21 protein-coding genes and 1 tRNA gene are annotated in these 24,103 nt (G+C 64.4%); 16 read left to right on the top strand and 6 right to left on the bottom strand.

Annotated elements, in window-relative coordinates; all coding sequences use genetic code 11:
* Positions 1 to 78 precede the first annotated feature (78 nt).
* Positions 79 to 1,659, top strand: coding sequence for a 5-guanidino-2-oxopentanoate decarboxylase (locus ORS3428_RS02815; RefSeq protein ID WP_071094314.1), 1,581 nt, complete (start codon positions 79 to 81; stop codon positions 1,657 to 1,659).
* 226 nt (positions 1,660 to 1,885) lie between these two features.
* On the top strand, positions 1,886 to 2,593 hold the full coding sequence (locus tag ORS3428_RS02810; RefSeq protein ID WP_071094312.1) for an SDR family NAD(P)-dependent oxidoreductase: 708 nt from the start codon (positions 1,886 to 1,888) through the stop codon (positions 2,591 to 2,593).
* 123 nt (positions 2,594 to 2,716) lie between these two features.
* Here ORS3428_RS02810 and rpsA read toward each other — a convergent pair whose 3' ends face one another.
* The 3 genes from rpsA to aroA all read right to left on the bottom strand — a co-directional run bounded on the left by rpsA (position 2,717) and on the right by aroA (position 6,884).
* A complete protein-coding gene (gene rpsA / locus ORS3428_RS02805; RefSeq protein ID WP_071094310.1) occupies positions 2,717 to 4,414 on the bottom strand; it encodes a 30S ribosomal protein S1 in 1,698 nt (565 codons plus the stop codon).
* Between the two features lie 205 nt (positions 4,415 to 4,619).
* Complete coding sequence (gene cmk, locus ORS3428_RS02800; RefSeq protein ID WP_071094308.1) at positions 4,620 to 5,270, bottom strand: (d)CMP kinase; 651 nt, start codon at positions 5,268 to 5,270, stop codon at positions 4,620 to 4,622.
* 255 nt (positions 5,271 to 5,525) lie between these two features.
* Positions 5,526 to 6,884 carry a 3-phosphoshikimate 1-carboxyvinyltransferase gene (aroA, locus tag ORS3428_RS02795; protein ID WP_071094554.1) on the bottom strand — a complete coding sequence of 453 codons (1,359 nt, stop codon included), beginning with the start codon at positions 6,882 to 6,884 and terminating at the stop codon, positions 5,526 to 5,528.
* 195 nt (positions 6,885 to 7,079) lie between these two features.
* Between aroA and ORS3428_RS02790 the strand changes: the two genes are divergently transcribed.
* The 13 genes from ORS3428_RS02790 to ORS3428_RS02730 all read left to right on the top strand — a co-directional run bounded on the left by ORS3428_RS02790 (position 7,080) and on the right by ORS3428_RS02730 (position 18,262).
* Positions 7,080 to 7,475, top strand: a complete 396-nt coding sequence (locus ORS3428_RS02790; protein WP_071094552.1) for a TIGR02300 family protein — start codon at positions 7,080 to 7,082, stop codon at positions 7,473 to 7,475.
* 178 nt (positions 7,476 to 7,653) lie between these two features.
* Positions 7,654 to 7,729: transfer RNA gene (locus tag ORS3428_RS02785), tRNA-Ala, on the top strand.
* 252 nt (positions 7,730 to 7,981) lie between these two features.
* The gene (locus ORS3428_RS02780; RefSeq protein ID WP_244507834.1) at positions 7,982 to 8,215 is read left to right on the top strand and encodes a hypothetical protein; all 234 of its coding nucleotides are present in this window, start codon (positions 7,982 to 7,984) and stop codon (positions 8,213 to 8,215) included.
* Between the two features lie 90 nt (positions 8,216 to 8,305).
* Positions 8,306 to 9,022, top strand: a complete 717-nt coding sequence (locus ORS3428_RS02775) for a DUF2161 domain-containing phosphodiesterase (protein ID WP_071094304.1) — start codon at positions 8,306 to 8,308, stop codon at positions 9,020 to 9,022.
* A 130-nt stretch (positions 9,023 to 9,152) separates the two neighbouring features.
* Positions 9,153 to 9,884: a FadR/GntR family transcriptional regulator gene (locus ORS3428_RS02770; protein ID WP_071094302.1), complete on the top strand. Its 732-nt coding sequence runs from the start codon at positions 9,153 to 9,155 to the stop codon at positions 9,882 to 9,884.
* Positions 9,881 to 11,083 carry a PLP-dependent transferase gene (locus ORS3428_RS02765; protein WP_071094300.1) on the top strand — a complete coding sequence of 401 codons (1,203 nt, stop codon included), beginning with the start codon at positions 9,881 to 9,883 and terminating at the stop codon, positions 11,081 to 11,083. Before ORS3428_RS02770 ends, ORS3428_RS02765 begins: the two co-directional genes overlap by 4 nt.
* 25 nt (positions 11,084 to 11,108) lie before the next feature.
* The gene (locus ORS3428_RS02760; RefSeq protein WP_071094551.1) at positions 11,109 to 12,386 is read left to right on the top strand and encodes an ABC transporter substrate-binding protein; all 1,278 of its coding nucleotides are present in this window, start codon (positions 11,109 to 11,111) and stop codon (positions 12,384 to 12,386) included.
* Positions 12,387 to 12,568: 182 nt separating this feature from the next.
* Complete coding sequence (locus ORS3428_RS02755) at positions 12,569 to 13,492, top strand: carbohydrate ABC transporter permease (protein ID WP_071094298.1); 924 nt, start codon at positions 12,569 to 12,571, stop codon at positions 13,490 to 13,492.
* A complete protein-coding gene (locus tag ORS3428_RS02750) occupies positions 13,492 to 14,340 on the top strand; it encodes a carbohydrate ABC transporter permease (protein ID WP_071094295.1) in 849 nt (282 codons plus the stop codon). The genes ORS3428_RS02755 and ORS3428_RS02750 overlap by 1 nt, the downstream gene beginning before the upstream one ends.
* 3 nt (positions 14,341 to 14,343) lie before the next feature.
* Positions 14,344 to 15,411, top strand: a complete 1,068-nt coding sequence (locus ORS3428_RS02745) for an ABC transporter ATP-binding protein (RefSeq protein WP_071094293.1) — start codon at positions 14,344 to 14,346, stop codon at positions 15,409 to 15,411.
* Positions 15,412 to 15,574: 163 nt separating this feature from the next.
* Positions 15,575 to 16,060: a hypothetical protein gene (locus ORS3428_RS02740; RefSeq protein WP_071094291.1), complete on the top strand. Its 486-nt coding sequence runs from the start codon at positions 15,575 to 15,577 to the stop codon at positions 16,058 to 16,060.
* A gap of 169 nt (positions 16,061 to 16,229) precedes the next feature.
* Positions 16,230 to 17,669 (top strand): aldehyde dehydrogenase family protein, encoded by a 1,440-nt coding sequence (locus ORS3428_RS02735; protein ID WP_071094289.1) that lies wholly within the window; start codon positions 16,230 to 16,232, stop codon positions 17,667 to 17,669.
* Positions 17,670 to 17,680: 11 nt separating this feature from the next.
* The gene (locus ORS3428_RS02730) at positions 17,681 to 18,262 is read left to right on the top strand and encodes a DUF1349 domain-containing protein (RefSeq protein WP_071094287.1); all 582 of its coding nucleotides are present in this window, start codon (positions 17,681 to 17,683) and stop codon (positions 18,260 to 18,262) included.
* 117 nt (positions 18,263 to 18,379) lie between these two features.
* Here the strand turns inward: ORS3428_RS02730 and ORS3428_RS02725 are convergent, their stop codons facing one another.
* Entirely contained in the window at positions 18,380 to 19,945 is a 1,566-nt protein-coding gene (locus ORS3428_RS02725; RefSeq protein ID WP_071094285.1) for a glycosyltransferase, read from the bottom strand.
* Between the two features lie 7 nt (positions 19,946 to 19,952).
* Complete coding sequence (locus tag ORS3428_RS02720) at positions 19,953 to 21,032, bottom strand: glycosyltransferase family 4 protein (protein WP_244507833.1); 1,080 nt, start codon at positions 21,030 to 21,032, stop codon at positions 19,953 to 19,955.
* Positions 21,033 to 21,620: 588 nt separating this feature from the next.
* On the opposite strand from ORS3428_RS02720, the gene ORS3428_RS02715 reads away from it, so the two are divergent.
* Positions 21,621 to 22,904 (top strand): O-antigen ligase family protein, encoded by a 1,284-nt coding sequence (locus tag ORS3428_RS02715; RefSeq protein WP_071094284.1) that lies wholly within the window; start codon positions 21,621 to 21,623, stop codon positions 22,902 to 22,904.
* A 101-nt stretch (positions 22,905 to 23,005) separates the two neighbouring features.
* Here the strand turns inward: ORS3428_RS02715 and ORS3428_RS02710 are convergent, their stop codons facing one another.
* Positions 23,006 to 24,100, bottom strand: a complete 1,095-nt coding sequence (locus ORS3428_RS02710; protein ID WP_071094282.1) for an acyltransferase family protein — start codon at positions 24,098 to 24,100, stop codon at positions 23,006 to 23,008.
* Positions 24,101 to 24,103: the final 3 nt, after the last annotated feature.

The raw sequence follows: 24,103 nt of genomic DNA, 5'->3' as shown, positions 1-24,103 counted from the left end.
GATTGCGTAAGAAACAAGGAGATAGGGCGGATCACTGTTTCCGTTAAACAGTGATCCGCTCCAAAGGGGAGAGAACCAATGACCACGCTCGGCGAAGCGCTCATCACCTTGCTCGAGGCACATGGCGTCGACACCGTCTTCGGCATTCCAGGCGTGCACACGGTCGAGCTCTATCGCGGGCTGGCGCGCTCGAAGATACGCCACGTCACGCCGCGCCACGAACAGGGCGCCGGCTTCATGGCCGACGGCTACGCGCGCGCCAGCGGCCGGCCGGGYGTCGCCTTCGTCATCACCGGTCCGGGCCTCACCAACACCATCACCGCCATGGGCCAGGCGCGCGCCGATTCGGTGCCGATGCTGGTGATCTCCGGCGTCAACGCCACCGATACGCTCGGGAAGGGGCTGGGCTTCCTGCATGAACTGCCCGACCAGCGCGGCATGATGGAGAAGGTGGCGCTGTTTTCTGAGCGCGTCACCGAGGCCGATGAATTGCCGGGCGCGCTTGCGCGTGCCTTCGCCCTTTTCGCCTCGTCGCGTCCGGGTCCGGTCCATATCGAGATCCCGACCGACGTCATGGTGAAGCCCGCCGACGCCATTGCCGCTGCCCTCAGCAATGCCGCACCGCCAACTCCGGACGCGGCAGCGATCGCCGAAGCAGCACGGCTTTGCCGGGCCGCCCGGCGCCCGCTGGTCCTCGCCGGCGGCGGCGCCAAGAAGGCCGACGCGGCGCTGAGGCGCTTCGCCGAGGCGCTCGGGGCGCCGGTCGTGGAGACCGCCAATGCGCGCGGCCTGCTGCATGCCCATCCGCTCTGCGTGCCGGCAAGTCCCAGCCTGAAGGCGGTGCGCGCGCTGATGGCCGACGCCGATCTGGTGATCGCCGCCGGCACCGAATTCGGCCCGACCGACTATGACGGCTATGGCGATGGCGGTTTCGTACTGCCGCCGAAGCTGATCCGCATCGACATCGGCGCCGACCAACTCGCTCGCCGGCCGGTGACGGTTGGGATCCAGGCCGACTGCGCCGAGGCGCTTCATGCCCTGCTGGCTGAGATCGGCCCCGCTCATGTCGCTGCGAAGGACGGCGAGGCCCATGCGGCCGCAGCGCGAGAGGCCGCTCGGGCGGAATTAAGGCCCGACTATCTGGCGCAGGTGCGTGCGCTGGAGGTGATCCGCGATGCGCTGCCCGGCGCGATCATCGTCGGCGACTCTACCCAGCCGATCTACGCCGCCAACCTCTATTACGACCATGACCGTCCGGGCGGCTGGTTCAACGCTGCGACGGGCTTCGGCGCGCTGGGCTACGGCCCGCCGGCGGCGATCGGCGCCGCACTTKCCATGCCCGAGGCGCCGGTCGTGTGCCTCACCGGCGACGGCGGCTTCCAGTTCACCTTGCCGGAGCTGGGCGCGGCGCTCGATGCCGAAGCGCCGGTGATCTTCGTCGTCTGGAACAATCGCGGCTATCGCGAGATCGAGACCTCGATGCTCGATGTCGGTGTCGAACCGGTCGGCGTGTCGCCGGCGCCGCCGGATTTCTGCAGGCTCGCCGAGGCCTATGGCATGGAGGCCGAGCGGCTGACCGGCATCGACGGCCTAGCCGAGGCGCTGAAGCGCGCGCGGGCGGCCGGCAAGCCGCGCGTCATCGAGATCAGCGTCGACTGAACGGCGTTCGGGCGGCTGGCATGTTGGCTTGGCCGCGCTGGCGATTTTCCGGGAAATGCTCCCGTTCCAAAGTGGACGAAGTGGCGCGAAGCCCATTCCGCGGCCTGACGCATGCAAATCAGGGACGCCTGCCATGTCGATATTTCAATTGAGTGACAGCGCGAAAGGCGCGACGTTCGATACTGGGGCGGCATAACTATAAAAAAATGACAGGAGCAGTCGAAATATGACGGAAACGCTTAACGGCAGGCATGTCGTGGTGACGGGCGGCACTGGGGCGCTCGGCGGCGCGGTTGTCGGCAGGTTGCTGGAGCAGGGCGCGATCTGCCATGTGCCCAATGCCCATGCCGCGGCTCCGCCGCACTTTCCCTACGCGGCCCACGCCAGCGTCCACCTGGCGCACAATGTAGATCTCTCCGACTCCGCCAAGGTCGAAGCCTTCTATCATCAGGTTCCGGAGCTTTGGGCTTCGATCCACCTCGCCGGCGGTTTCACCATGGCGCCGGTGGAAAAGATCGAATCGGCGGCCTTCGCCGAGATGATGGACACCAACGCCCGCACCGCCTTCCTCTGCAGCCGCGCGGCGGTGCGCTCGATGCTGGCCTCGGGCACGGCCGGCCGCGTCGTCAACGTCACCGCRCGCGCCGGGCTCGATCCCAGGCGCGGATCGGGCATGGTCGCCTATGCCGCCAGCAAGGCGGCGGTGGCCGCCATGACGCTGGCGATGGCCGAGGAGCTGAAGCACAAGGGCATCCTGGTCAACGCCGTGGCGCCGTCGACGCTCGACACGCCGGCAAACCGTGCCGACATGCCGGACGCCGATTTCACCAAATGGGTGAGTTTGGAAGCCGCCGCTGAGGCGATCGCCTATCTTGCTTCGCCCGCCAATCAGGCGATGAGCGGCACGCTGGTGCCTCTTTACGGCCGGGCCTGACACCAACGCAGCGGACAAAGAAAAACCCCGCCGGATCGCTCCGGCGGGGTTTTTTCTTCTGTTGAGCGAAGGGRCTTAAGCAATTCCGGACGGAAAACCGCGTAGCGGTTTTCCTGGAATGCTTTAGTTGCCCTGCTTCTTCAGCGCCGCGCCCAGGATGTCGCCCAGCGAGGCGCCGGAGTCGGTCGAGCCGTACTGGGCGACCGCCTCCTTCTCCTCGGCGATTTCCAGCGCCTTGATCGAGACCTGCAGCTTGCGGGTCTTCTTGTCGAAGGCGATGACGCGGGCGTCGACCTTCTGGCCGACGGTGAAGCGCTCGGGGCGCTGCTYGTCGCGGTCGCGGGAAAGGTCCGAACGCTTGATGAAGGTCTCGAGGCCGCTGTCAACCAGCCGCACTTCCAGACCGCCATCCTTCACCGCGATGACCTCGCAGGTGACAACGGCGTTCTTGCGCAGTTCACCGCTGCTCGCCGCCTCGCCGACCGTGTCACGCGCCAGCTGCTTGATGCCGAGCGAGATGCGCTCCTTCTCGATGTCGACGTCGAGCACCTGCGCCTTGACCATGTCGCCGCGATTGTACTCTTCGATCACCTGCTCGCCCGGACGGGTCCAGTCGAGGTCGGAGAGGTGCACCATGCCGTCCACGTCGCCTTCCAGGCCGATGAACAGGCCGAACTCGGTCTTGTTCTTGACCTCGCCCTCGACCTGGCTGCCGACCGGATGGTTGCGCGCGAAGGCTTCCCAGGGGTTCTCCAGCGTCTGCTTGAGACCGAGCGAGATGCGGCGCTTGGCCGGATCGACCTCGAGCACCACCACGTCGACTTCCTGCGTCGTCGACAGGATCTTGCCGGGGTGCACGTTCTTCTTCGTCCACGACATTTCCGAAACGTGGATGAGGCCCTCGATGYCCGGCTCCAGCTCGACGAACGCGCCRTAGTCGGTGATGTTGGTGACCRTACCCTTGATCTTCTTGCCGATCGGGAACTTGGTGCCGATATCAGACCACGGATCGCTCTCGAGCTGCTTCATGCCGAGCGAGATGCGGTGGGTTTCCTGGTTGATGCGGATGATCTGCACCTTGACCGTCTGCCCGATGTTGAGGATCTCGGTCGGATGGTTGACGCGGCGCCATGCCATGTCGGTGACGTGCAGCAGGCCGTCGATGCCGCCGAGGTCGACGAACGCACCGTAGTCGGTGATGTTCTTGACCACGCCTTCGACCACCTKGCCTTCCTCGAGGTTCTGCACGATCTCCGAACGCTGTTCGGCGCRGCTCTCCTCGAGCACGGTCCGGCGCGACACCACGATGTTGCCGCGGCGGCGATCCATCTTGAGGATCTCGAAAGGCTGCGGATTGTGCATCAGCGGGGTGACGTCGCGGATCGGACGGATGTCGACCTGGCTGCGCGGCAGGAATGCCACGGCGCCGTCGAGATCGACGGTGAAGCCGCCCTTGACCTGGTTGAAGATGACGCCTTCGACGCGCTCACCCTTGGTGAACTTCTCCTCGAGGCGCACCCAGCTCTCCTCGCGGCGGGCCTTCTCGCGCGACAGCATCGCCTCGCCAAGCGCGTTCTCGATGCGCTCGACATAGACCTCGACGGTGTCGCCGACCTTGAGGGAGGAGTCCTTGCCCTTGGCGCCGAATTCCTTCAGCGGCACGCGGCCTTCGACCTTGAGGCCGACGTCGATGATGGCCATGTCCTTTTCGATCGCGGTGATCGTGCCCCGGACAACCTGGCCCTCGCCGGAATGGCCGGCGGTGAAAGATTCTTCGAGCATGCTCGCGAAATCATCGCGAGTGGGATTAGCAGCTGACATTGTTTCTCCTGGAATGCCCCRCAATCATAGCGGAGCGGGCGCCGTGCGTTAGCGTTGCGTGAGCCTGCCGGCGTTCCGGGCTGAAGAGCCCTTGGCCGCCTGAGGCGGCAAAATCCGGCGCATAGAGAATGCTGGCAGGCTGGTTCGTGCCCGATATGGGTATTTTCTTCGCGTCGGACAACCGAAGCGCGAGGAAAAACCCAAGTCAGGGCTTGCTTCTCTTGGCCAGGACGTCGTCGACGATCGTCATGGCCGCCAGAAACGCGGCTTCTATAGCCATTTCGCTGGTATCAAGCAAGTGCGCGTCGGCGGCGGGCTTGAGCGGCGAGTCCGCCCGGCCCATGTCGCGCTCGTCGCGGCGCTCGATGTCGGCGAGGATGGCGGCGAAGTCGGCGCTGCCGCCCATGCTCTCGATCTCGGCCAGCCGGCGCTTGGCCCGCACTTCCGCGCTTGCCGTGACATAGAGTTTGATGTCGGCGTCCGGGCACACGACCGTGCCGATGTCGCGGCCGTCGAGCACCGCGCCCGGCGGGGCCTTGGCGAATTCCCGCTGCTTTTCGACCAGGATGCGCCGCACGGACGGAATGACCGCGACCTTCGAGGCGGCCTCGCCAACCGCATGGGCCGACAGCACTGTCCGGTCGAGATTGGAGAGGTCGACCTCGCGTGCCGCGGTCTCCGCCGCCGAGACATTGTCGAGCTGCAGGCCGAGTTCGATGAGCCTGTGGGCCACGGCGCGATAGGTGAGGCCGGTRTCGAGCAGGTTCAGGCGGTAGTGGTCGGAAAGCCGGCGGGCGAGGGTGCCCTTACCGGCGCCGGCGGGGCCGTCGATGGCGATGGTGAAGGGGCTGCTCATTGGCTCGCCTCGAATGAAAGGCGCAATGAACAAGACGTGCGCCGCGATCCTTCCCACCCCCCTCTGTCCTGCCGGACATCTCCCCCGCAAGGGGGGAGATCAGCCGTCATCGCGGCCTTCGCCAATTGTCCACGTTGCAGGATCGGACGGGGCGCGAAAGCCGCCAATCTCCCCCCTTGCGGGGGAGATGTCCGGCAGGACAGAGGGGGGTGCTGTCCCGCCAACGTCTCAGGCTGGCTCAATCTCATCCGCCCGTCACTCGATCTCCGCGCCCAACCCCCTCATCAGCCCCATGAATTCCGGGAAGCTTGTCGCGATCATGTTGGCGTCGTCGATGGTGACAGGCTTTTCCGTCGCCAGGCCCATCACCAGGAAACTCATGGCGATGCGATGGTCGAGATGGGTCTTGACCTTCGCGTCCTGGCCGTTGGGATGGCCGCCCAGACCCTTGCCCCCGGGCTTGCCGCGCACGGCAAGCGAGGCCTCGCCCTCGGTGCAGTCGACGCCGTTGAGCTTCAGCCCGTTGGCCACCGCCGACAGYCTGTCGGATTCCTTGACGCGCAGCTCTTCGAGGCCCTGCATCAGCGTCTCGCCCTCGGCGAARCTCGCGGCAACCGCCAGCACCGGATATTCGTCGATCATCGACGGCGCCCGTTCCGGCGGCACGGTAACACCTTTCATTTCGGAATATCGCACGCGCAGGTCCGCGACATCCTCGCCGCCGGCATTGCGCGGGTTGAGGATATCGATCCGGCCRCCCATCTCCTGCAAAGTCAAAAGCAGGCCGGTGCGGGTCGGGTTCATCARCACGTTTTCGATCACGATGTCCGAGCCCGGCACGATCAGCGCCGCCACCAGCGGGAACCCGRCCGAGGACGGGTCGCCGGGCACGGCGATCGTCTGTCCCGTGAGCTTGCYCTGGCCTTCGATGAAGATGTGGCGCACGCCCCGCTCGTCGGTCTCGACGCTCAGGTTAGCGCCAAAGCCTTTCAGCATCTTCTCCGTGTGGTCGCGCGTCATCACCGGCTCGATCACGGTAGTGATGCCCGGCGTGTTGAGYCCGGCAAGCAGTACTGCCGATTTCACCTGGGCCGAGGCCATCGGAACGCGATAGGTGATGGGTGCGGCATGCTTCGGGCCGCGCAGCGTGATCGGCATGYGGTCGCCGGGCGCTGCCTTCAGCACCTGCACCCCCATCTGCCGCAGCGGCTCCAGAACGCGGCCCATCGGCCGGCCGGAGAGCGAGGCATCGCCGATGAAGGTCGTCTCCATGTCGTAGGTGCCGACCAGGCCCATAGTGAGCCGCGAGCCGGTGCCGGCATTGCCGAAGTCGAGCGGGCCTTCCGGTTCAAGCAGCGCGCCGTTGCCGGTACCGCGGATYACCCATTCGGCGCCCTTCTTTTCTATATGCGCGCCCATCGCCTTCATCGCCGCGCCGGTGCGCATCACATCCTCGCCTTCGAGCAGGCCGGTGATGCGTGTCTCGCCGGAGGCAAGGCCGCCGAACATGAAGGAGCGGTGCGAGATCGACTTGTCGCCCGGCACCCGCGCCGCACCTGCAAGGGCTGGAGATTTACGGGCCRTGGCCGGCTTCGGGGCGGCAGTGTGAGACATATCGTCATTTCCAAGCAAGATGCCGGCGGACCGGGTCAGTTCGTCATGTTGCGGCGGTCTCGTAACACGGTGCGCCGCAATGGTCATCCCCTCGCACGGAGCTTAAAAAATCCGGCTTTCACGACGCGGCATTTGGCTTTGACAATGCCGTTAGCTGCGGTTAAGGGGACCATTCTTTTTTTGACGAGGCTTGCCGTGGCAAAACCTGAACTTGGCACAAAGCGTGTCGACCCCGAAACGGGTCGGAAATTCTACGACCTCAACAAGGACCCGATCGTCTCGCCCTATACCGGCAAGAGCTATCCGCGCTCCTATTTCGAGGAAGGCAAGATTTCCGCGCTCGAGGAAGACGAGGAAGTCGCCGACAAGGAATTGGACGCCGAGGACGAAGAGGGTGCCGAGCTCGTTTCGCTGGAAGATGCRGACGATGAGACCAAGGGCGGCAGCGACGATCTGCCCGATCTCGGTGACGACGATGATGTCGATCTCGGCGACGATGACGACGACAACACCTTCCTTGCCGACGAGGAGGAAGAGGATGACGACGTCTCCGACATGATCGGCGTCGGCGACGACGAGGACGAGGTCTGATTTTAAGCCTTGGCGCGATCGTTTGCCGGCCATTTTGGCCTGTGACGAAAAAGCGGCTTTTCAAGGCTTGATCTTGACCGAAGGCGGCGCTAGAAGCCGCCAGCACTAAACGACGGCGCGGTTCTCAGGCCGCGCCGGATCTCTTCGCCGGAAACGGCGCCGGCTGACTGCCGGGAGTGGGGCCATAGCTCAGTTGGGAGAGCGCTTGAATGGCATTCAAGAGGTCGTCGGTTCGATTCCGATTGGCTCCACCAAACAGTCCTTCTCTCATCCTCGGTTTCGCGGCGTTCGCGCTTATATCCTGTGAATCGGCTTCCGAGGCACCGCTTCCGCCTCCACCCCAGCCGACTTTGCCTGCGGTTGCGGCGCCTGCTGCCACGGATTCGGCAGTGTTGGACAGAACCGTGGCGCTCACTCCGCCGGGCAAGGGCGTTCCGGCSAGGTATGCCGCGTTTTYAGGCATATGGGCGGGGCGGCTAGATGRCTTGTATGAGGGCAAGCTGGCCGTGCTGACAGTTTCCCCGGGCGGGCAGGTGACTGTCAGCTATGCGTGGGGTGATGTGGCCGACAACAAGCCGGGCATCGCCGACGGCGCCGGCAGGATTGTCGGGAACACGTTGAAGCTCGGGCGCCTTCCGAACGGTGCGGACATCACATTCACGATGCAGTCCGACGGAACGCTGGCTGGTACCTACACGCTTGCTGGCCGCACCTACACCGGCTCGTTCGCCAGGCAATAGGCTGCGAACTCCTCCGAGAGCTGCCCACGATCGCGATGGCGCCACTGCCCCCGACGTGTCGGGCAGGCTCGAATCGGCTATGCCTGCGCCATGCAGGAAACGTCCCTCTATGCCCCGGTGAAGCGGTTCCTCGAGAGCCTCGATTTCACCGTCAAGGGCGAGGTCGGCGGCTGCGATATTGTCGGGCTGCGCGACGGCGAGCCGCCCGTGGTCGTCATCTGCGAGCTCAAGCTGCAGTTCAACCTCGAACTCCTCCTCCAGGGCGTCGATCGCGCGGCGGCTTGCGACGAGGTCTGGCTCGCCGCTCGGCAGTCGGCGCGCGGCAAGGGCCGCGAGCACGACCGCCGCTTCCGTGAGCTCTGCCGCAGGCTCGGCTTTGGTTTGCTGGCGGTCGACGGAAAGGGCAGGGTCGAGCTGCTGCTCAGCCCGGCCGCCGTGCCGCCGCGGCGCGACCCGAGGCGGCGCTCGCGCCTCGTCGAGGAACATCACCGCCGCAAGGGCGATCCCTCCATCGGCGGCARCACGCGACGAAAACCCATCATGACCGCCTATCGGCAGGAAGCTCTCGCCTGCGCCGCCGCCATGGCCGACGGCCCGAAGCGGCCGCGCGATTTGAAAACCCTTTCGCCGCGCGCGGCCGGCAACCTGCTGCACAATTATTACGGCTGGTTCGCCCGGGCCGAGCGCGGCGTTTACGCGCTGACCGAGGCCGGCCTGGCGGCTCTGCAATCACATGGGCTCCTCGACGTTCCGCAGCAGATCGCTCCGTTCCAGGCTGATCAGCTTGCAGTGACGGTTGGCACGTGAGCGGCCGCCTTAGGCGCATCCTTCGGCTCGTTCCAAATCGCTGAAGAAATTCCACCGTGGCGTGGTTGACTCACCTCTTCGTCCATGCAGAAATTGGTTGGACCATTGAACCACTTGGACAGCCGCCGGCGTGACCGATCTTCTCCCGCCCATCCAGAGCACGGCCCGCGACGACGCGGTGCTGAAGGCGTTGGCGGGTTTTGTGAGACAAGAGGCTCTGGGTCCGGGCGAAAAACTGCCGACCGAGCGCATCCTCGCCGAGCGCCTCAAGGTCAGCCGCAACACGGTGCGCGAGGCGTTGACGCGCTGGGAGGGCCTGGGTCTCGTCGAGCGGCGGCAGGGCAGCGGCACTTATCTCAAGGCGGCGGTCTCGCCCGACATGCTGCACATGCCGCTGACATTGGCTGGTGGCAATGATTTCGCCGGCCTGATGCGCACGCTGGAGATCCGCCGCGCGCTGGAGGCCGAGGCCGCCGCGCTCTGCGCCGTGCGCGCCGGCAAGGACGAGATCGCCGAGATCAAGCGCAAGCTCGACATCATGGAGGAAGCCTTCCACACCCGCGCCGGCATGTCGTCGGAGGAGGACTGGGAGTTCCACCAGTCGATCTACCGCGCCTCGGGCAATCCGCTGTTCGAGCAGATCATCAGCGCCATGCATGAGCTGTTCCATCGCTTCTGGGAGCATCCGCTCGGCGTGCGCGATTTCGGCCATGCCAGCTTTCCCTACCACCGCACCATCTTCGACTGCATCGCCGCGCACGACCCGGAGGGGGCCCGTGCTGAGGCGCTGAAGCTTATCGCCACCGTCGAGGACGACCTGAAGCGCGGTGCCGCCAACCTCAAACTTTCGGACCGCAGATGAACGAGCACCCGACCGCTTTCGACCCGGCCTCCCTGGCCAGCGACTATCTCGGCGAAGCGGCCACGCTTCTCGCGCATGACGATCCGTTCCCCGGCTGCGCGGTGGTGCCGCCGATCTACCAGACCTCGCTCTTCACCTTCGACAGCTATGCCGACATGGCCGACACCTTTGCCGGCCGCCGCCGCCAGCCGATCTATTCGYGCGGCGACAATCCGACGGTGATGGAGTTCGAGGCGCGCGTCGCGGCACTGGAAGGTGCCGAAGCCGCACGCGGCTTCTCCAGCGGCATGGCGGCGATCAGCGCCACGGTGCTCGCCTTCGTCGGCGCCGGCGAGCGCATCGTTGCGGTGCGCAACTGCTATGGCGATGCCTACCGGCTGTTCGAGCGCCTGTTTCCGCGCTTGCAAATCAAGGTCGACTATGTCGACGGCTCCGATCCCGATGCCGTGGCGGCGGCCTTGCCCGGCGCCAAGCTGCTCTACCTCGAAAGCCCGACCTCGATGATGTTCGAACTGCAGGACATCGCGCATCTGGCGCGGCTGGCGAAGGAGCAGGVCATCGTCACCACCATCGACAATTCCTGGGCCACGCCGGTGTTCCAGAAGCCGATCTCGCACGGCGTCGATCTCGTGCTGCATTCGGCCTCGAAATATCTCGGCGGCCACAGCGATACCGTCGCCGGCGTGGTGGCGGGCTCGACCGCGCATATCAAGCACATCAACGAGCAGACCTATTCCTCGCTGGGCGGCAAGCTGTCGCCCTTCGAGGGCTGGCTCTTGCTGCGCGGCCTGCGCACGCTGCCGCTGAGACTGCCGCATCACATGAAGAGCGGATTGACTCTTGCCGAGCGGCTCAAGGCGCACGGCAAGGTCGAGCGGGTCAACCACCCCGCCTATTCCAATCATCCCGGCAAGAAGACGCTTGCCGGCTATGCCGGGCTGTTCTCCTTCGAGGTCACTGAGGATGTCGACATCCCGGCTTTCGTCGATGCGCTGAAGCTCTTCCGCATCGGCGTCAGCTGGGGCGGCCATGAAAGCCTGGTCGTGCCGGCAAAGGCCTCGCTCGAACAGACGCCGGGTCTCAATTCGATGGCGCGCTTCGGCGTCAGCCCCCGAACCATCCGCTTCAATGTCGGATTGGAGAACGTCGAGGATCTCTGGGCCGACATCGCCCAGGCCTTCGACAGGTCAAAAAAATAAAGTGTTCAAAATGGGAGTCCTGAACATGAAAAGACTGACAATCATGCTTGYCGCCGCTGCCGGTCTGGCGATCTCAGCCGGAGCCGCGCTGGCAGACACCACCATCAAGATGGTGGAGGTCATCACCAGCCCGCCGCGCACCGAGTTCCTGAAGAAGCAGCTCGCCGAGTTCGAGCAGGCCAATCCCGGCGTCAAGGTCGAGCTCGTTTCGCTGCCCTGGGGCCAGGCCTTCGAGAAATTCCTCACCATGGTCCAGGCCGGCGACACGCCCGATGTCGTCGAGATGCCGGAGCGCTGGATGGGCCTTTATGCCAATAACGGCCAGCTCGAGGATCTTGGGCCATACATGGCCACCTGGCCCGACGCCAAGACGCTGGGCGACCGCGCCAAGCAGTTCGGCTCGACTGTCAACAACACGCAGTTCATGATCCCTTACGGCTACTATGTGAACGCGCTGTTCTGGAACAAGAAGCTGTTCAAGGAAGCCGGCCTCGATCGCCCGCCGGCAAMCCTCGATGAGTTCGTCGAGTTCTCCAAGAAGATCTCCGCCATCCCCGGCAAATATGGCTACTGCCTGCGCGGCGGTCCCGGTGCCTTCAACGGCATGCACATGTTCATGAACATCGCCGACGGAAAGGGCGGCTATTTCACCGACGACGGTGTCTCGACTATCAATGACGAAGGCTCGGTCAAGGGCCTGCAGATGCTGGCCGACATGTATAAGAACGGCCTTGCGYCGAAGGACGCCGTAAGCTGGGGCTTCAACGAAACGGTGACCGGCTTCTATTCCGGCACCTGCGCCATGCTCAACCAGGACCCGGACGCGCTGCTCGGCATCGCCGACAAGATGAGCGCCGACGACTTCGCCGTGGCGCCGCTGCCGGTCGRCCCGAGYGGCAAATCCTACCCGACGCTGGGCTATGCCGGCTGGGCGATGTTCGCCAATTCCCAGCACAAGGAAGAGGCCTGGAAGCTCATGGCGACGCTGCTCTCGCCCAAGGACAATCTGGAATGGGCCAAGGAAGTCGGCGTCATCCCGATCCATAACGGCGCCGACCAGGACGCCCATTTCAAGACCGAGCAGTTCAAGGGCTGGTTCATCGAGCTCAGCGACAGCTCCAAATATGAAATGGTGACGCCGCCGACCCACCTGGAGAACCTCGGCAATTTCGTCGATCAGGTGGCGATCAAGAACTTCCAGGAAGTGCTGCTCGGCCAGAAGCCGGCCAAGCAGGTGGCCGACGAATGGGCAGCGTTCCTGACCAAGGAGCAGCAGGCCTGGCTGGCCAAGAACAAGAAGTGACGCAGGCTTTTCCTTCTCCCCGTTCACGGGGAGAAGGTGTCACGAAGTGACGGATGAGGGGCAGCGCCGTACGTTCGGAAGTTAGCGCCGCCCCTCATCTGCCTGCCGGCATCTTCTCCCCGTTCAACGGGGAGAAGGAACCTGTTGCCGCGCCGGCATCCACCTTTCATCGCGAGCACCGTATGACCTACGCAGTGTCCGAAATCCGATCCGTTGCCCGGCCGAAAAGGAAGCGGCTGAGCAAGGCCGCGATCGAGCCGTGGCTCTATCTTTCGCCGGCTATCGTCCTGCTGGTCCTGGTGCTTCTGGTGCCGCTGATTATCGGCATCAGCTATTCCTTCCGCAAATTCTCCGCCTTCAAGTCGGAATATGTCGGCCTCGCCCAGTACCAGGCGATGCTTTCCGACACCGTGCTCAGCCAGGCGCTGATCAACACGCTGTGGTGGACGGTCGCCAGCCTGTTCTTCCAGTTCTTCCTGGGCTTGGGTCTCGCGCTGCTGCTCGACAAGCCGTTCTACGGGCGCAGGATCGTGCAGGCGGTGGTGTTCCTGCCCTGGGCGGTGCCGTCCTTTCTCTCGGGCCTGACCTGGGCCTGGCTGTTCAACCCGATCATCGGTCCGCTGCCGCACTGGCTGTTCGCGCTCGGGCTGAAGGCCGAGCCGACCAACGTGCTTTCCGATCCGGCCACCGCCATGTGGGGGCCGATCGTCGCCAACATCTGGTTCGGCATTCCCTTCTTCGCCATCACGCTGCTGGCGGCGCTGAAGTCGATCCCGTCCGAGCTGCATGAGGCCGYGGCTATCGACGGCRCTTCGCCCTGGCAGCGCTTCACCAAGGTGACCCTGCCGTTCCTGGCGCCCACCATCGTCATCACCGTCATGTTGCGCACCATTTGGATAGCCACCTTCGCCGACCTGATCTTCGTCATGACCGAGGGTGGACCGGCGGGCTCCACCAGCACGGTCCCGGTCTACATCTATGTCAGCGCCTTCAAGTCGCTGGACAAGGGTTATGCCTCGGCGGTCGCGGTGCTGCTGCTGGTCCTGCTCATTGCCYACGCCGTTGGCCTGATCGCCATCCGCCGCACGCTTGTGAGGCATGTCTGATGATCGCCGGACGCTCCACCTCTTCGCGCATCGCGGGCGGCCTCGGCCTTTACGCTGCAATAGCCGCCTACGTCGTCTTCGCGCTGTTCCCGATCTTCTGGACGCTGAAGATCTCGGTGACGCCGGAGCGGCTTCTCTATTCAGAAGGCATCACCTTCTGGCCTTCGGAGATGACGCTCAAGAACTTCGCCACCGTGCTGGAGGCTTCCGACTTCCCACGCTATTTCCTGAACAGCGTCATCGTCTCGGTGTCGACGGCAGCGCTCGTGACCGTGATCGCCACGCTTGCCGGCTATGCGATGTCGCGCTTCACCTTCCGCGGAAAGGCAACGCTGGCCATCCTGCTCCTGCTCACCCAGACCTTCCCGCTGGTCATGGTCATCCCGCCGATCTACCGCATCATGGGCCAGCTTGGCCTCACCAACAGCCTGATCGGCCTGATCATCATCTACACCGCCTTCAACACCGCCTTTGCCACCTTCCTCATGCAGTCCTTCTTCGACGGCATTCCGAAGGACCTTGAGGAGGCGGCGATGATCGACGGCTGCACGCGCGCTCAGGCCATGCGCAGGGTCATCGTGCCGCTCACTCTGCCCGGCATGGGCGCGACGCTGGGCTTCGTCTTCACCGCCGCGTGGAGCGAATTGCTGTTCGCGCTGATGCTGATCTCCAGCGACGCGCAGAAGACCTTCGCCGTCGGCCTGCTCACCTTCATCGGCAAGTTCGCCGTCGACTGGGGGCAGATGATGGCGGCCTCCATCCTGGCGCTGATCCCGGTCTGCGTCTTCTTCGCCTTCCTGCAACGCTATCTCGTCACCGGCMTCACCGCCGGCGCGGTCAAAGGATAAAAGATGGCTTCCGTCACGCTGCAACATGTCGAGAAGGACTACGGCGCGCTGCGCATCCTGCACGGCGTCGATCTCGAGATCGCCGACGGCGAGTTCGTCGTCCTGGTCGGGCCGTCCGGCTGCGGCAAGTCCACGCTCCTGCGCATGATCGCCGGCCTGGAGGAGGTCACCGGCGGCGAGATCCGCATCGGCGAGCGCCTGGTCAACGATGTCGCGCCCAAGGATCGCGACATCGCCATGGTGTTCCAGTCCTACGCGCTCTACCCGCATATGGACGTCTCCTCCAACATGGGCTTCAGCCTGATGCTGAGGAAGGCCGAGAAGACGGCGATCGACTCGCGGGTCGGCGCCGCCGCCAAGCGGCTCGGGCTGGACAGTTTCCTCGGTCGCCTGCCGCGCCAGCTTTCCGGCGGCCAGCGCCAGCGCGTCGCCATGGGCCGCGCCATTGTGCGCGATCCGAAGGTGTTCCTGTTCGACGAGCCGCTCAGCAATCTGGACGCAAAGCTGCGCGTCCACATGCRCGCCGAGATCAAGGCGCTGCACCAGCAGCTCAAGACCACGTCGGTCTATGTCACGCACGACCAGGTCGAGGCCATGACCATGGCTGACCRCATCGTCGTCATGCATGACGGCCATGTGCAGCAGGTCGGCCATCCGCTGGAGCTTTACGACCGGCCGGCCAACACATTTGTCGCCGGGTTCATCGGCTCGCCGGRCATGAATTTCCTGCCGGCGAAGGTCGCCGGGGGCGGCAAGATGGACGCCGTGCTCGCCGACGGCCAGAAGCTGAGGCTGCCGGACGGCCTGCCGCTCAAGGACGGCGACGCGCTCACCGTCGGCCTGCGGCCGGAACACATCCGGCTGGCAGACGACGGCGCGCTCGAGGCGGAGGTCGAAGTCGTCGAGCCGCTGGGGCTCTCGACGCAGTTCTATGTCAGGCTGGCGAAACAGCAGGTCTGCGTCTTCGTCATGGGCCGCAGCAATGTCAGGCCGGGCGATACCGTCCGGCTGTCAGCCGATCCGGCGTCGCTGCATCTGTTTGAGCCGGAAAGCGGCAACCGGATCGGGTAGCACTCCAGGAAAAGTGTGCGGCGGTTCCCCGTCCGGAATTGCGTGAAGAACAGAAAGCAGTTCAGCGTTCTATCTATCGCCGAACTGCGTCAGTCCATCGGTGCTAGGCCCGGAGCCCTAAGTTAAAATCGTCCCTCATTGATTCGCTTCGACGGGAAACGGCATGAGCAGGGCCCTCGGCACATTCGCATTGGTCACGGTGTTGAGCGCCCTGCTGATGGCGCTATCGCTGGCTGTCGCCAGGCATGGCTACCCTTACGGCGCCTTCGGCATGAAACGCCTCGACGGTATTGCCGACRCGGGGTCCTTCCTCGCCATCGCGGCCATTTATTTCTTCGGCGCGCTGTTGATGATGATCCTGCCGATCCGCGCCGCCGGCGTCGTGCTCACCCATGCCGCCGACGCGATCTTCTGGGCGACGATCGCGCTGTTCGCCACCATCGTCGRCTCGCTTCTCGCCCGCTGGGCCTTCGGCCAGCATGAGGTGCTCTGGACGCTCGTCAACTGGCGCTTTCTCTTCGTGGCAGCAATCGTCGCCGCCCATCTCACCATGAACGAGCTGCGTCRCAACATCCTGCTCAGAAGCCTGTTCTTCGTCATCTTCGCCGCGGCGGCGCTGGCCTGCCTGTTCTGGTCGTTTTCCGTCTGAGCCACGGTCGTCAAATTCTCGGTCGTGACAGCTGGTCGCGGGCCGGTCGATGGACTTCCAGTGCCGCGCGCCTAGCTTTATCGAAAGGTCTCAAGTAGACCTTTTGGCAGACGATGCTATATCAATTGTCTGACAAATAACCGCTTCAGCCAATCTCGAAGGAAATAAGATGACCGTGCTCCGCAAGAACCTGATCGACGGCGAGTGGCTGGGCGAGGCCGGCTCGCRCAACATCAACCCGTCGAACACCAACGACGTGGTCGGCGAATACGCTTCGGCTGGACCRGAGGAGGCCAAGCAGGCCATCGCGGCCGCCAAGGCAGCCTTTCCGGCCTGGTCGCGCTCCGGGCCGCTGGCCCGCCATGCGGTGCTGAAGAAGGCCTCGGACGAGATCATGGCGCGCAAGGACGAGATCGGCCGCGCGCTGGCGCGCGAGGAAGGCAAGACGCTGGCCGAAGGCGTCGGCGAAACCATCCGTGCAGCGCAGATCTTCGATTTCTTCGCCGGCGAGACACTGCGCCTGTCGGGCGAGATGGTGCCGAGCGTCAGGCCTGGCGTGGGCGTCGAGATGACCCGTGAGGCGGTCGGTGTCGTCGGCATCATCACGCCATGGAACTTCCCGATCGCCATTCCCGCCTGGAAGATCGCCCCGGCGCTCGCCTACGGCAACACCATCGTCTTCAAGCCGGCGGAACTGGTCCCTGAAAGCGCCTGGACCATCGTCGACATCCTGCATCGCGCCGGCCTGCCCAAGGGCGTTCTCAATCTCGTCATGGGCAAGGGCTCGGTCGTCGGCCAGGCCATGCTCGACAGCCCCGACATCAACGCCATCTCCTTCACCGGCTCGGTCGGTACGGGAAAGCGCGTCGCCGCGGCAAGCGTCGAGCATATGCGCAAATTCCAGCTCGAGATGGGCGGCAAGAATCCGCTCGTGGTTCTCGACRACGCCGATCTGGCCGTTGCTGTCGACTGCGCGATCAACGGCGCCTATTTCTCGACCGGCCAGCGCTGCACCGCGTCCTCGCGCCTGATCGTCACCGATGGCATCCACGACCGCTTCGTCGATGCGGTGAAGGAGCGCCTGGACAAGCTCGTCATCGGCGACGCGCTCGATGCCAAGACGCAGATCGGCCCGGTTGTCGACCAGACCCAGTTGAAGCAGGACGAGGACTATATCGCCATCGGYCGCCAGGAGGGTGCCGAGCTRGCCTTCGGCGGCGAGCGGCTGGAGCGCGAGACGCCCGGCTTTTATCTCAGGCCCGCGCTGTTCCTCGGCGCCACCAACGCCATGCRCATCTCGCGCGAGGAAATCTTCGGCCCGGTCGCCAACGTCATCCGCGTGAAGGATTATGACGAGGCGCTGTCCGTCGCCAACGACACGCCGTTCGGCCTGACCTCCGGCATCTGCACGACGAGCCTGAAGCACGCCACCCATTTCAAGCGCAATTCCGAAGCCGGYATGGTGATGGTCAACCTGCCGACGGCGGGCGTCGACTTCCACGTGCCGTTCGGCGGCCGCAAGGGCTCAAGCTATGGTCCGCGCGAGCAGGGTCGCTACGCCATGGAGTTCTACACCACGGTGAAGACGGCTTATACATTCGCCGGCTAACGGGTGGCAGCATGACGTCCAGCTTTGCCGGAATGACCTGGCTCAACCCGCCGCCGCACCATGAGTTCGGCGACGGGACGCTCCATGCTCGCACCGGCAAGGAGACCGATTTCTGGCGTGAGACCTTTTACGGTTTCTGGCGCGACAATGGCCATTTCCTCCATCGCCCGGTCGCGGGCGACTTCAGCGCCGAGGTTACGGTCAAAGGCGACTACAGGGTGCTTTACGACCAGGCCGGTCTGATGCTGCGCCTGAGCGAGACGCATTGGATCAAGGCCGGTATCGAATACACGGACGGGCTTGCCTATTTCTCGGTCGTTGTCACCAACGACACCTCCGACTGGTCGCTGGTCAGCATTCCTGCCGACCCGAACGGCGTCCGCATCCGCCTKACCCGCCACGCCGAGGCGATCCGGGTCCAGTACCTCGATACCGCTGACGGCCATTGGAAGCCGGTACGGCTGGCCTATTTCCCGACCTCGAAGGTCGTCGATGTCGGGGTAATGTGCTGCTCGCCGCAGCGCGAGGGCTTCGAGGTGACCTTCTCCGGCTTTACCGTCGGTCCGCCGATTTCCAGGGAACTGCATGACTGATCCCGACGCGGCCGGAGTCCGCCAAGGACGGAAGCGGCGACCGCTGTATTGATGCGGCGGGCTTCAGCACGCCGCATCGGAACTTGCCGCTTCTCCTTCGCCGCTGACCGCGTATGCTCACCACGGGACGTGGACGATTTCCAGCCTGGGCAATCCGATCGGCCTGATGCCGAGATCGTTGGCCATCGCGCCGAAACCCTCGGTCTCGATCAGCTCGCGATAAGGGATTTCGGGAAAGCGCAGGCCGCCGCGATGCAAGGCGGCGTCGACCAGAAGCATTGTGCCGCCGACGCCGTCCAGACCGACGCTTTTTAGGTGGCGCACGTCACTCAGGTGCAGCCTCTCCGGTGTATCCCGGGGAGGTTGATGGAGGCCATCGCGAACATGGCGGTAGTAGCTGTGGTCCTTCTTGTGCCCCACGGTCACGAAACTGTTGAGGTCGAAGCTGTCGCCGCCCGGGACCTTCACGCAATGCGGCACCACGATGYGGTGCCCGGTTGCGATCAGGCGAGCGGCTATATCGCTGGGATAGCGCCAGACATCGATATCGATCCATAGCGCCCAGTCGTCATCTTCGGCCAGCCCCTGATCGATCAGATGGTTGCGCACCTTGGCGATCCCGCTGCGTCTGGCCCGCTGCAGGTGGCGATTTGCCCGTCCGTCCCGATCAAGGCGCGTGCCGAGCGGCCTCTGCAGCAGCTCAATCCCTCGATACTCCTTGTCGAGTTCCGCGGCTGCGGCATGCARCCGTTCCCAACTGCCGTCGGTGCTGTCGCCCTCRCAAAAGACCAGCTTGATCTTGTCCTTTGGATAGTCGAGCTGCCGCAGGGCGACGAAAAACGGCTCGATATGCTGTGCCGCATCGCGCAGCGGCACGAGGATGGCGAGGTTGCCCCCTGACGGCGGCGGCGCCGCGACGGCCGCTTGGCGGACGCTTTGCCGGGCGCTTTCCTCGTCAAGAACCGTCCCACGCGTCATGCGGTGCCGGGCCTGGTAGAACAGCTTGCGCAGCTTGTGCCGCAAGCGCGGTGATTTCTCGGGCGTCCACCAGGTGCCGGCCCAGTGATGGATCGACAAGGTCGTGCCGCCGCTGCCGCCCTGCTGGCCGGCTGAGTCGACGGGCGAGAACAATTCAGCCGGATGGATCGCGAAGGCCGATTGGTCCCGGTAGCCGAGTTGCGCGGAGGTGAGCACGCAGGGCCCCGTCGCGTCGATCGCTTGTTTGGCGCGGACCAGCCCCGGCAGGAACGATATCAGATGCAGCCAGAACGGATGTCCGGGCGGGCTGGCCATTGTCCCGTTGAACAAAAGGTAGGGTAGCCCGCGAAAGTCCGCCTGCACGCGCGCATGCGTTTCCGGCTCCTTGCAGAACACGACACGGCTCTCGTCGAGGATAGGATCGRAGGGCRYCACGCATTCGCAATCGATATCGGCATAGACGCCGCCGAAATGGTGGAGCAGCAGGTAACGCCCGGCGTCGGCACGCAGCACGCCCTGGTCGTAGCTGCAGAAAACCGGCAGGAAGTCCGGATAGTGCCTGGCGACGAACTCGAGCAGCGTTCGGTCATTCCAGAACATCATCGTCCAGTCCGGATGGTGCCGCCTCCAGCTCTCCATATAGCCTTTGAAACGGGCCGGGATGCTATCGGTCTTCCAGGTCTGGTGCAGTATCTTCGGAATCATCCGCGGCTCACGGCTTGGGGTCGGCCATAGTTGGCGTCAACGGGTCGGCGCCGTCCAGCCCCAGCCCATGGCTCACGGCGTCGCGGATCGCCTCTGGCCCGAAGCGGGACCAGGCTGTGTCATAGGCGCGGGCGCGCAGGTGGTCCATGCGCGCCCGGTCGGAACAGAGCCTGACCGCCAGTTCGGCCAAACCATCATCGCTGTCGGAGCGCAGAAAGTCGTCATTTTCGACAAGATCAAGTCCTTCTGCGGCAAGCGGCGTGGCAATGACGGGAACCCCCCAGGCCATCGCCTCGAGGATCTTGATCCGCGTGCCGCCGCCCATCGCAAGCGGGATGATGGTGAGATGTGCAGCCGACAACAGCGGTCCGACATCATCCGGGTCCTTGATCAGGCTGACCCCCTCCAGTTCTGCCAGGGCGTAAGCGGCCAGCCCGGGCGAGCGGCCGGCAACAACGAGTTTCGCTGCGGGCAGTCTCTCGCGGACGCGCGGGAAGATGGTGCGGGCCAATCRCTCGGCGGCGTCGAGGTTTGGCGCGTAGCCCAGATGGCCAACATAAAGGATGAGCGGAAAGTCGTCGGCCGCGGCCGGCAGCTGGGGCAGCGACTTCGGCAACCGGGCAGCGCGCGGGATGCCGTTCGGCACGACGTCGACCGGTGTCGCTGGCCGGACAAACGCTTTCAGCCGCTCGCGGTCCAGCTTCGAGCAGACCCAGATCCTGTCGACGATGGCAGCCGCCTTTCTCTCGAGCGGCCTGACGCCGGCAGAAAACGGTCGCCAGCGCTTACTGCGCGGCAACTGGGCGGCGAGGTCCGATTCGACATTGTGCATGTCGAGAATGAGTTGCGGGGCCATCCGCCGCAAAGGCGAGAGAAGCTTGAACAGCGCAACACCTTCGACGACGATCGTATCCGGGCGAAAGTCCTGCACGAGCGCCTTGAGGCGCACCAAAGTGGGGCGCGGGATCCGGTGCTCACCTCTGGACCGCCACCAGCCGAGCGACGGCGCGTGCTTGTCGGACTCGCCGCTTAGCTGGACCAGGTGTATGTCGAGGCCGTCAGGTCGGGCTTCGTCGGCGCCAGGCATGAGCGAGGCCAGGCATACCGGCCCGAACGCGGCGGCTGCCGTGGCATTGCCGAAATTCCTGAGGTCAGCGCCGGAGGTCGGCGGAAAGGGCGGGTCGTGGCAGACAATCAGAGTACGCAGCAAGCCTATCCAACCTCGCTTTAGCCGTCTGGCGGCATTGTCGAACCGCCTCTCGGGCCGCCTACGCCAGCGCCCGGCGATCTTCCTTAGCCTGGCACTTCCGTCAAGCCGTTGAGGTTGCCGATGTTCAACACCCAAGCCGCCATCCAGGCAGTCGGCCGGCCGCGTGAGCCCTGCGCCGCCGCCCCATTCCGGCCTTTTCGCCATGCAACAATTCTTCCGATGGCCGCCCCTTTTCCCGGTGACAACATTTCCGGTTGAGCCATTGGCGATAGGGCGATAGATTATGCTGCAGTGCACAACGAGTTCCGGCCTGGCCGAACAAGGGCTTGCGCCGGCGCCGAGAGCAATTCCAGGAAGCGCGCAATAGCTTCCGTCCGGAATTGCGCAAAGACAACTGGTTGGAGCGGTTCTGCGAGCCTACCGCACACTGAACCGCTCCAAGGGCTCATCGGACAAAAATCCGGCATGAAGATTCCGAAATCCATTCTGCTCGGTCCGGAGGGAAACAAGGCCTACGGCGCCTTTGCGGTGGCGGTTTCGGTCTTTGCCTTTGCCTATTCGACCAATTTCGGCCAGATCCTGATTCTTGCCTATTATGCAGTTTGGCTGCCGCTGCTCTTTGTCGACTACCGGCGCTTCACCCGCAACCTCTCCAGCGCCTGGTTGCCGCTGCTCTTCGCCGCCTATGTCTGCTTTTCGGTGTTCTGGTCGCAAGCCGCCGGCATCAGCGCGCGGGCGGCTGTGCAATATTCCTCGCACATCGTCTGCGCCTATGTCGCGGCGCGCACCATCAGCGTCCGGACGCTGGTGCTGGGCTCGCTGATCGGCATCTTCTTCGTTCTGCTCTATTCTCTGAAAGTCAACGCTTACGCGCTCGWCACGATCGACGGCACCTTCAATTTCGTCGGCGCCTTCGCCTCCAAGAACCAGGTCGGCTTCTTCTCTTCGCTCGGCATCTTTTTCTCCCTCATCTTCCTGGTGTTTTACCGGCGCAACTGGCTGAGCTTCTTCTGGACCGCGCCGATCATCCTTTTGTCCGGATACATGCTGGCGATCGCCCATTCGGCGACATCCGTCGCGTCGCTGCCGGCGGTGCTCGGCATCGTGGCGCTGCTCACCATGAGCAAGGTCCTGTCCCGCCGCTACCGCAGCGTGCTGTTTGTTGTCGGCGCCGGCGCTCTGGTCGCCGGCGTGGTCGCGGCGCTGAACCTCGGCCTGCTGGACTTCGTGCTCGGCCTTTTCGGCAAGGATTCGACGCTGACCGGCCGCACCTATYTCTGGGAGCAGGGCTGGGAGGCGGCGCAGCAGCACCCGCTGCTCGGCTACGGCTATGCCGCCTACTGGGTGYAGGGCTTCGCTGATCCGGAACGGCTGTGGGCGGAGTTCTACATCACGACCCGCACCGGCTTCCATTTCCACAACACCTATATCGAGGCCCTGGTCGAGATCGGCTTCGTCGGCGTCACCATGCTGGCGCTCGTCATCCTGCGCGCTTTCTACGGCCATGTATCGAAGGTGGTGTTCGGCAACTGGAATGCCGATTCGGTGGTGCTTGCCGGCGTCGTCGGGCTGATGCTGATCCGCTCCTTCTTCGAGGTGGAGATCCTCGGCCCCTATTTCATGGCCTCCTTCATCGTCTACTACGGCCTGTTCACCTTGAAGCCGCTGCCGGTTGCCCGGCGGCGCCGGGTTACCGTTCCGGTCGAGGACGACAAGCCTGAGAAGGGCCGCATGCCGGCCCCGGTCTGATCCACCGCAGCAATTCCRGCAGAAGCACCGGGCGGTTCCGCCGGCGGCAAAGGTCGTCGCGACGAACGGGCTGAGGCGCCCCCTTTGGGCGACATGCCTCGTCAGGCTACGGCCCGCGAGCGCTGCATCTGCCGCAGCAGGAAGCGGCGTACCGGCTCGTCATAGATGCGGGTGGCGATATCGGCGATGACGATGACCGCAACGGCCATAGCGATGCCGAACCAGGGATGGTGCGCGAATGGATCGATCGACACCGCCTTGCCGGCGCCGGCGATGATCATCAGCATCGGTGTGTGGATGATATAGATCGGGTAGGAAATCCGCCCCAGCCAGCCATAGAAGCCTGCCAGCCGCGGAGCGGTCGGCGCCAGGGCACCGGTCACCACCATGATCGGGAAGACGATGGCGATGGAGGCGAGGTCATAGGCGACGCGCCCGGCATTATTCGCAGGCGCGATGGCGAAGACCACCAGCGTGAGCAGGATCGCGGCCTCGACCCACCAGCCGCGCGCCAGAAAGCCGAGGCTGCCCTGGTAGGTGGTCATCGACCGGCACAGTAGCACGCCCAGGAAAAACGAARACGACACGCGCGRCAGCCCRCTGACGATGGTCTTGCCGGTCATGCCGAAGTCGAGTGTACCGGCCGCCACCGAGGCGACAACCAGAAGGACGAGGCTGACAGCGATCGCCGCCGTCAGCACGCGCCTCGACAGCAGGAAGAAGGCGGCAACATAGGCGATGTTGACGACAAGCTCGAAGAACAGCGACCACGAAGCGGGGTTGAGCGGGAAGATCGTATGGTAGGCGTCGCCGACCAGCGGGACGAAGAGCATGCCTGTGGTCAGCAGCGTGCCGATCTCGGCCACCGGCATGTGTTCGGCCGGCATCAGCCGGTTCCTGATCAGCAGATAAAAGCAACCGAGCAGCGTGCCGGCGAGGTAGAGCGGATAGAGGCGTATCAGCCGGATGGCCAGGAACGAGCCGAAACCCATGCCGCTCTCGATCTTGCGGTCATAGGCGTGGGCGATGACGAAGCCGCTGAGCAGGAAGAAGAGGTCGACCGCGAGATAGCTCGACGGCAGCACCTTGCCGTCGGCAAGGAACGGCGAGAAGTGATAGAGCATCACGCTGATCGCCGCCACGCCRCGGATGGCGTCGAGGTTGAGGTAGACGTGACGCGGGGTAGCGGGCTGCATTCT

The organism is Mesorhizobium sp. ORS 3428, assembly GCF_001854785.1.
Taxonomy (GTDB): Bacteria; Pseudomonadota; Alphaproteobacteria; order Rhizobiales; family Rhizobiaceae; genus Mesorhizobium.
The sequence above is the reverse complement of the archived record's forward strand: the minus strand, read 5'-3'. Positions and strand labels throughout refer to the sequence as shown.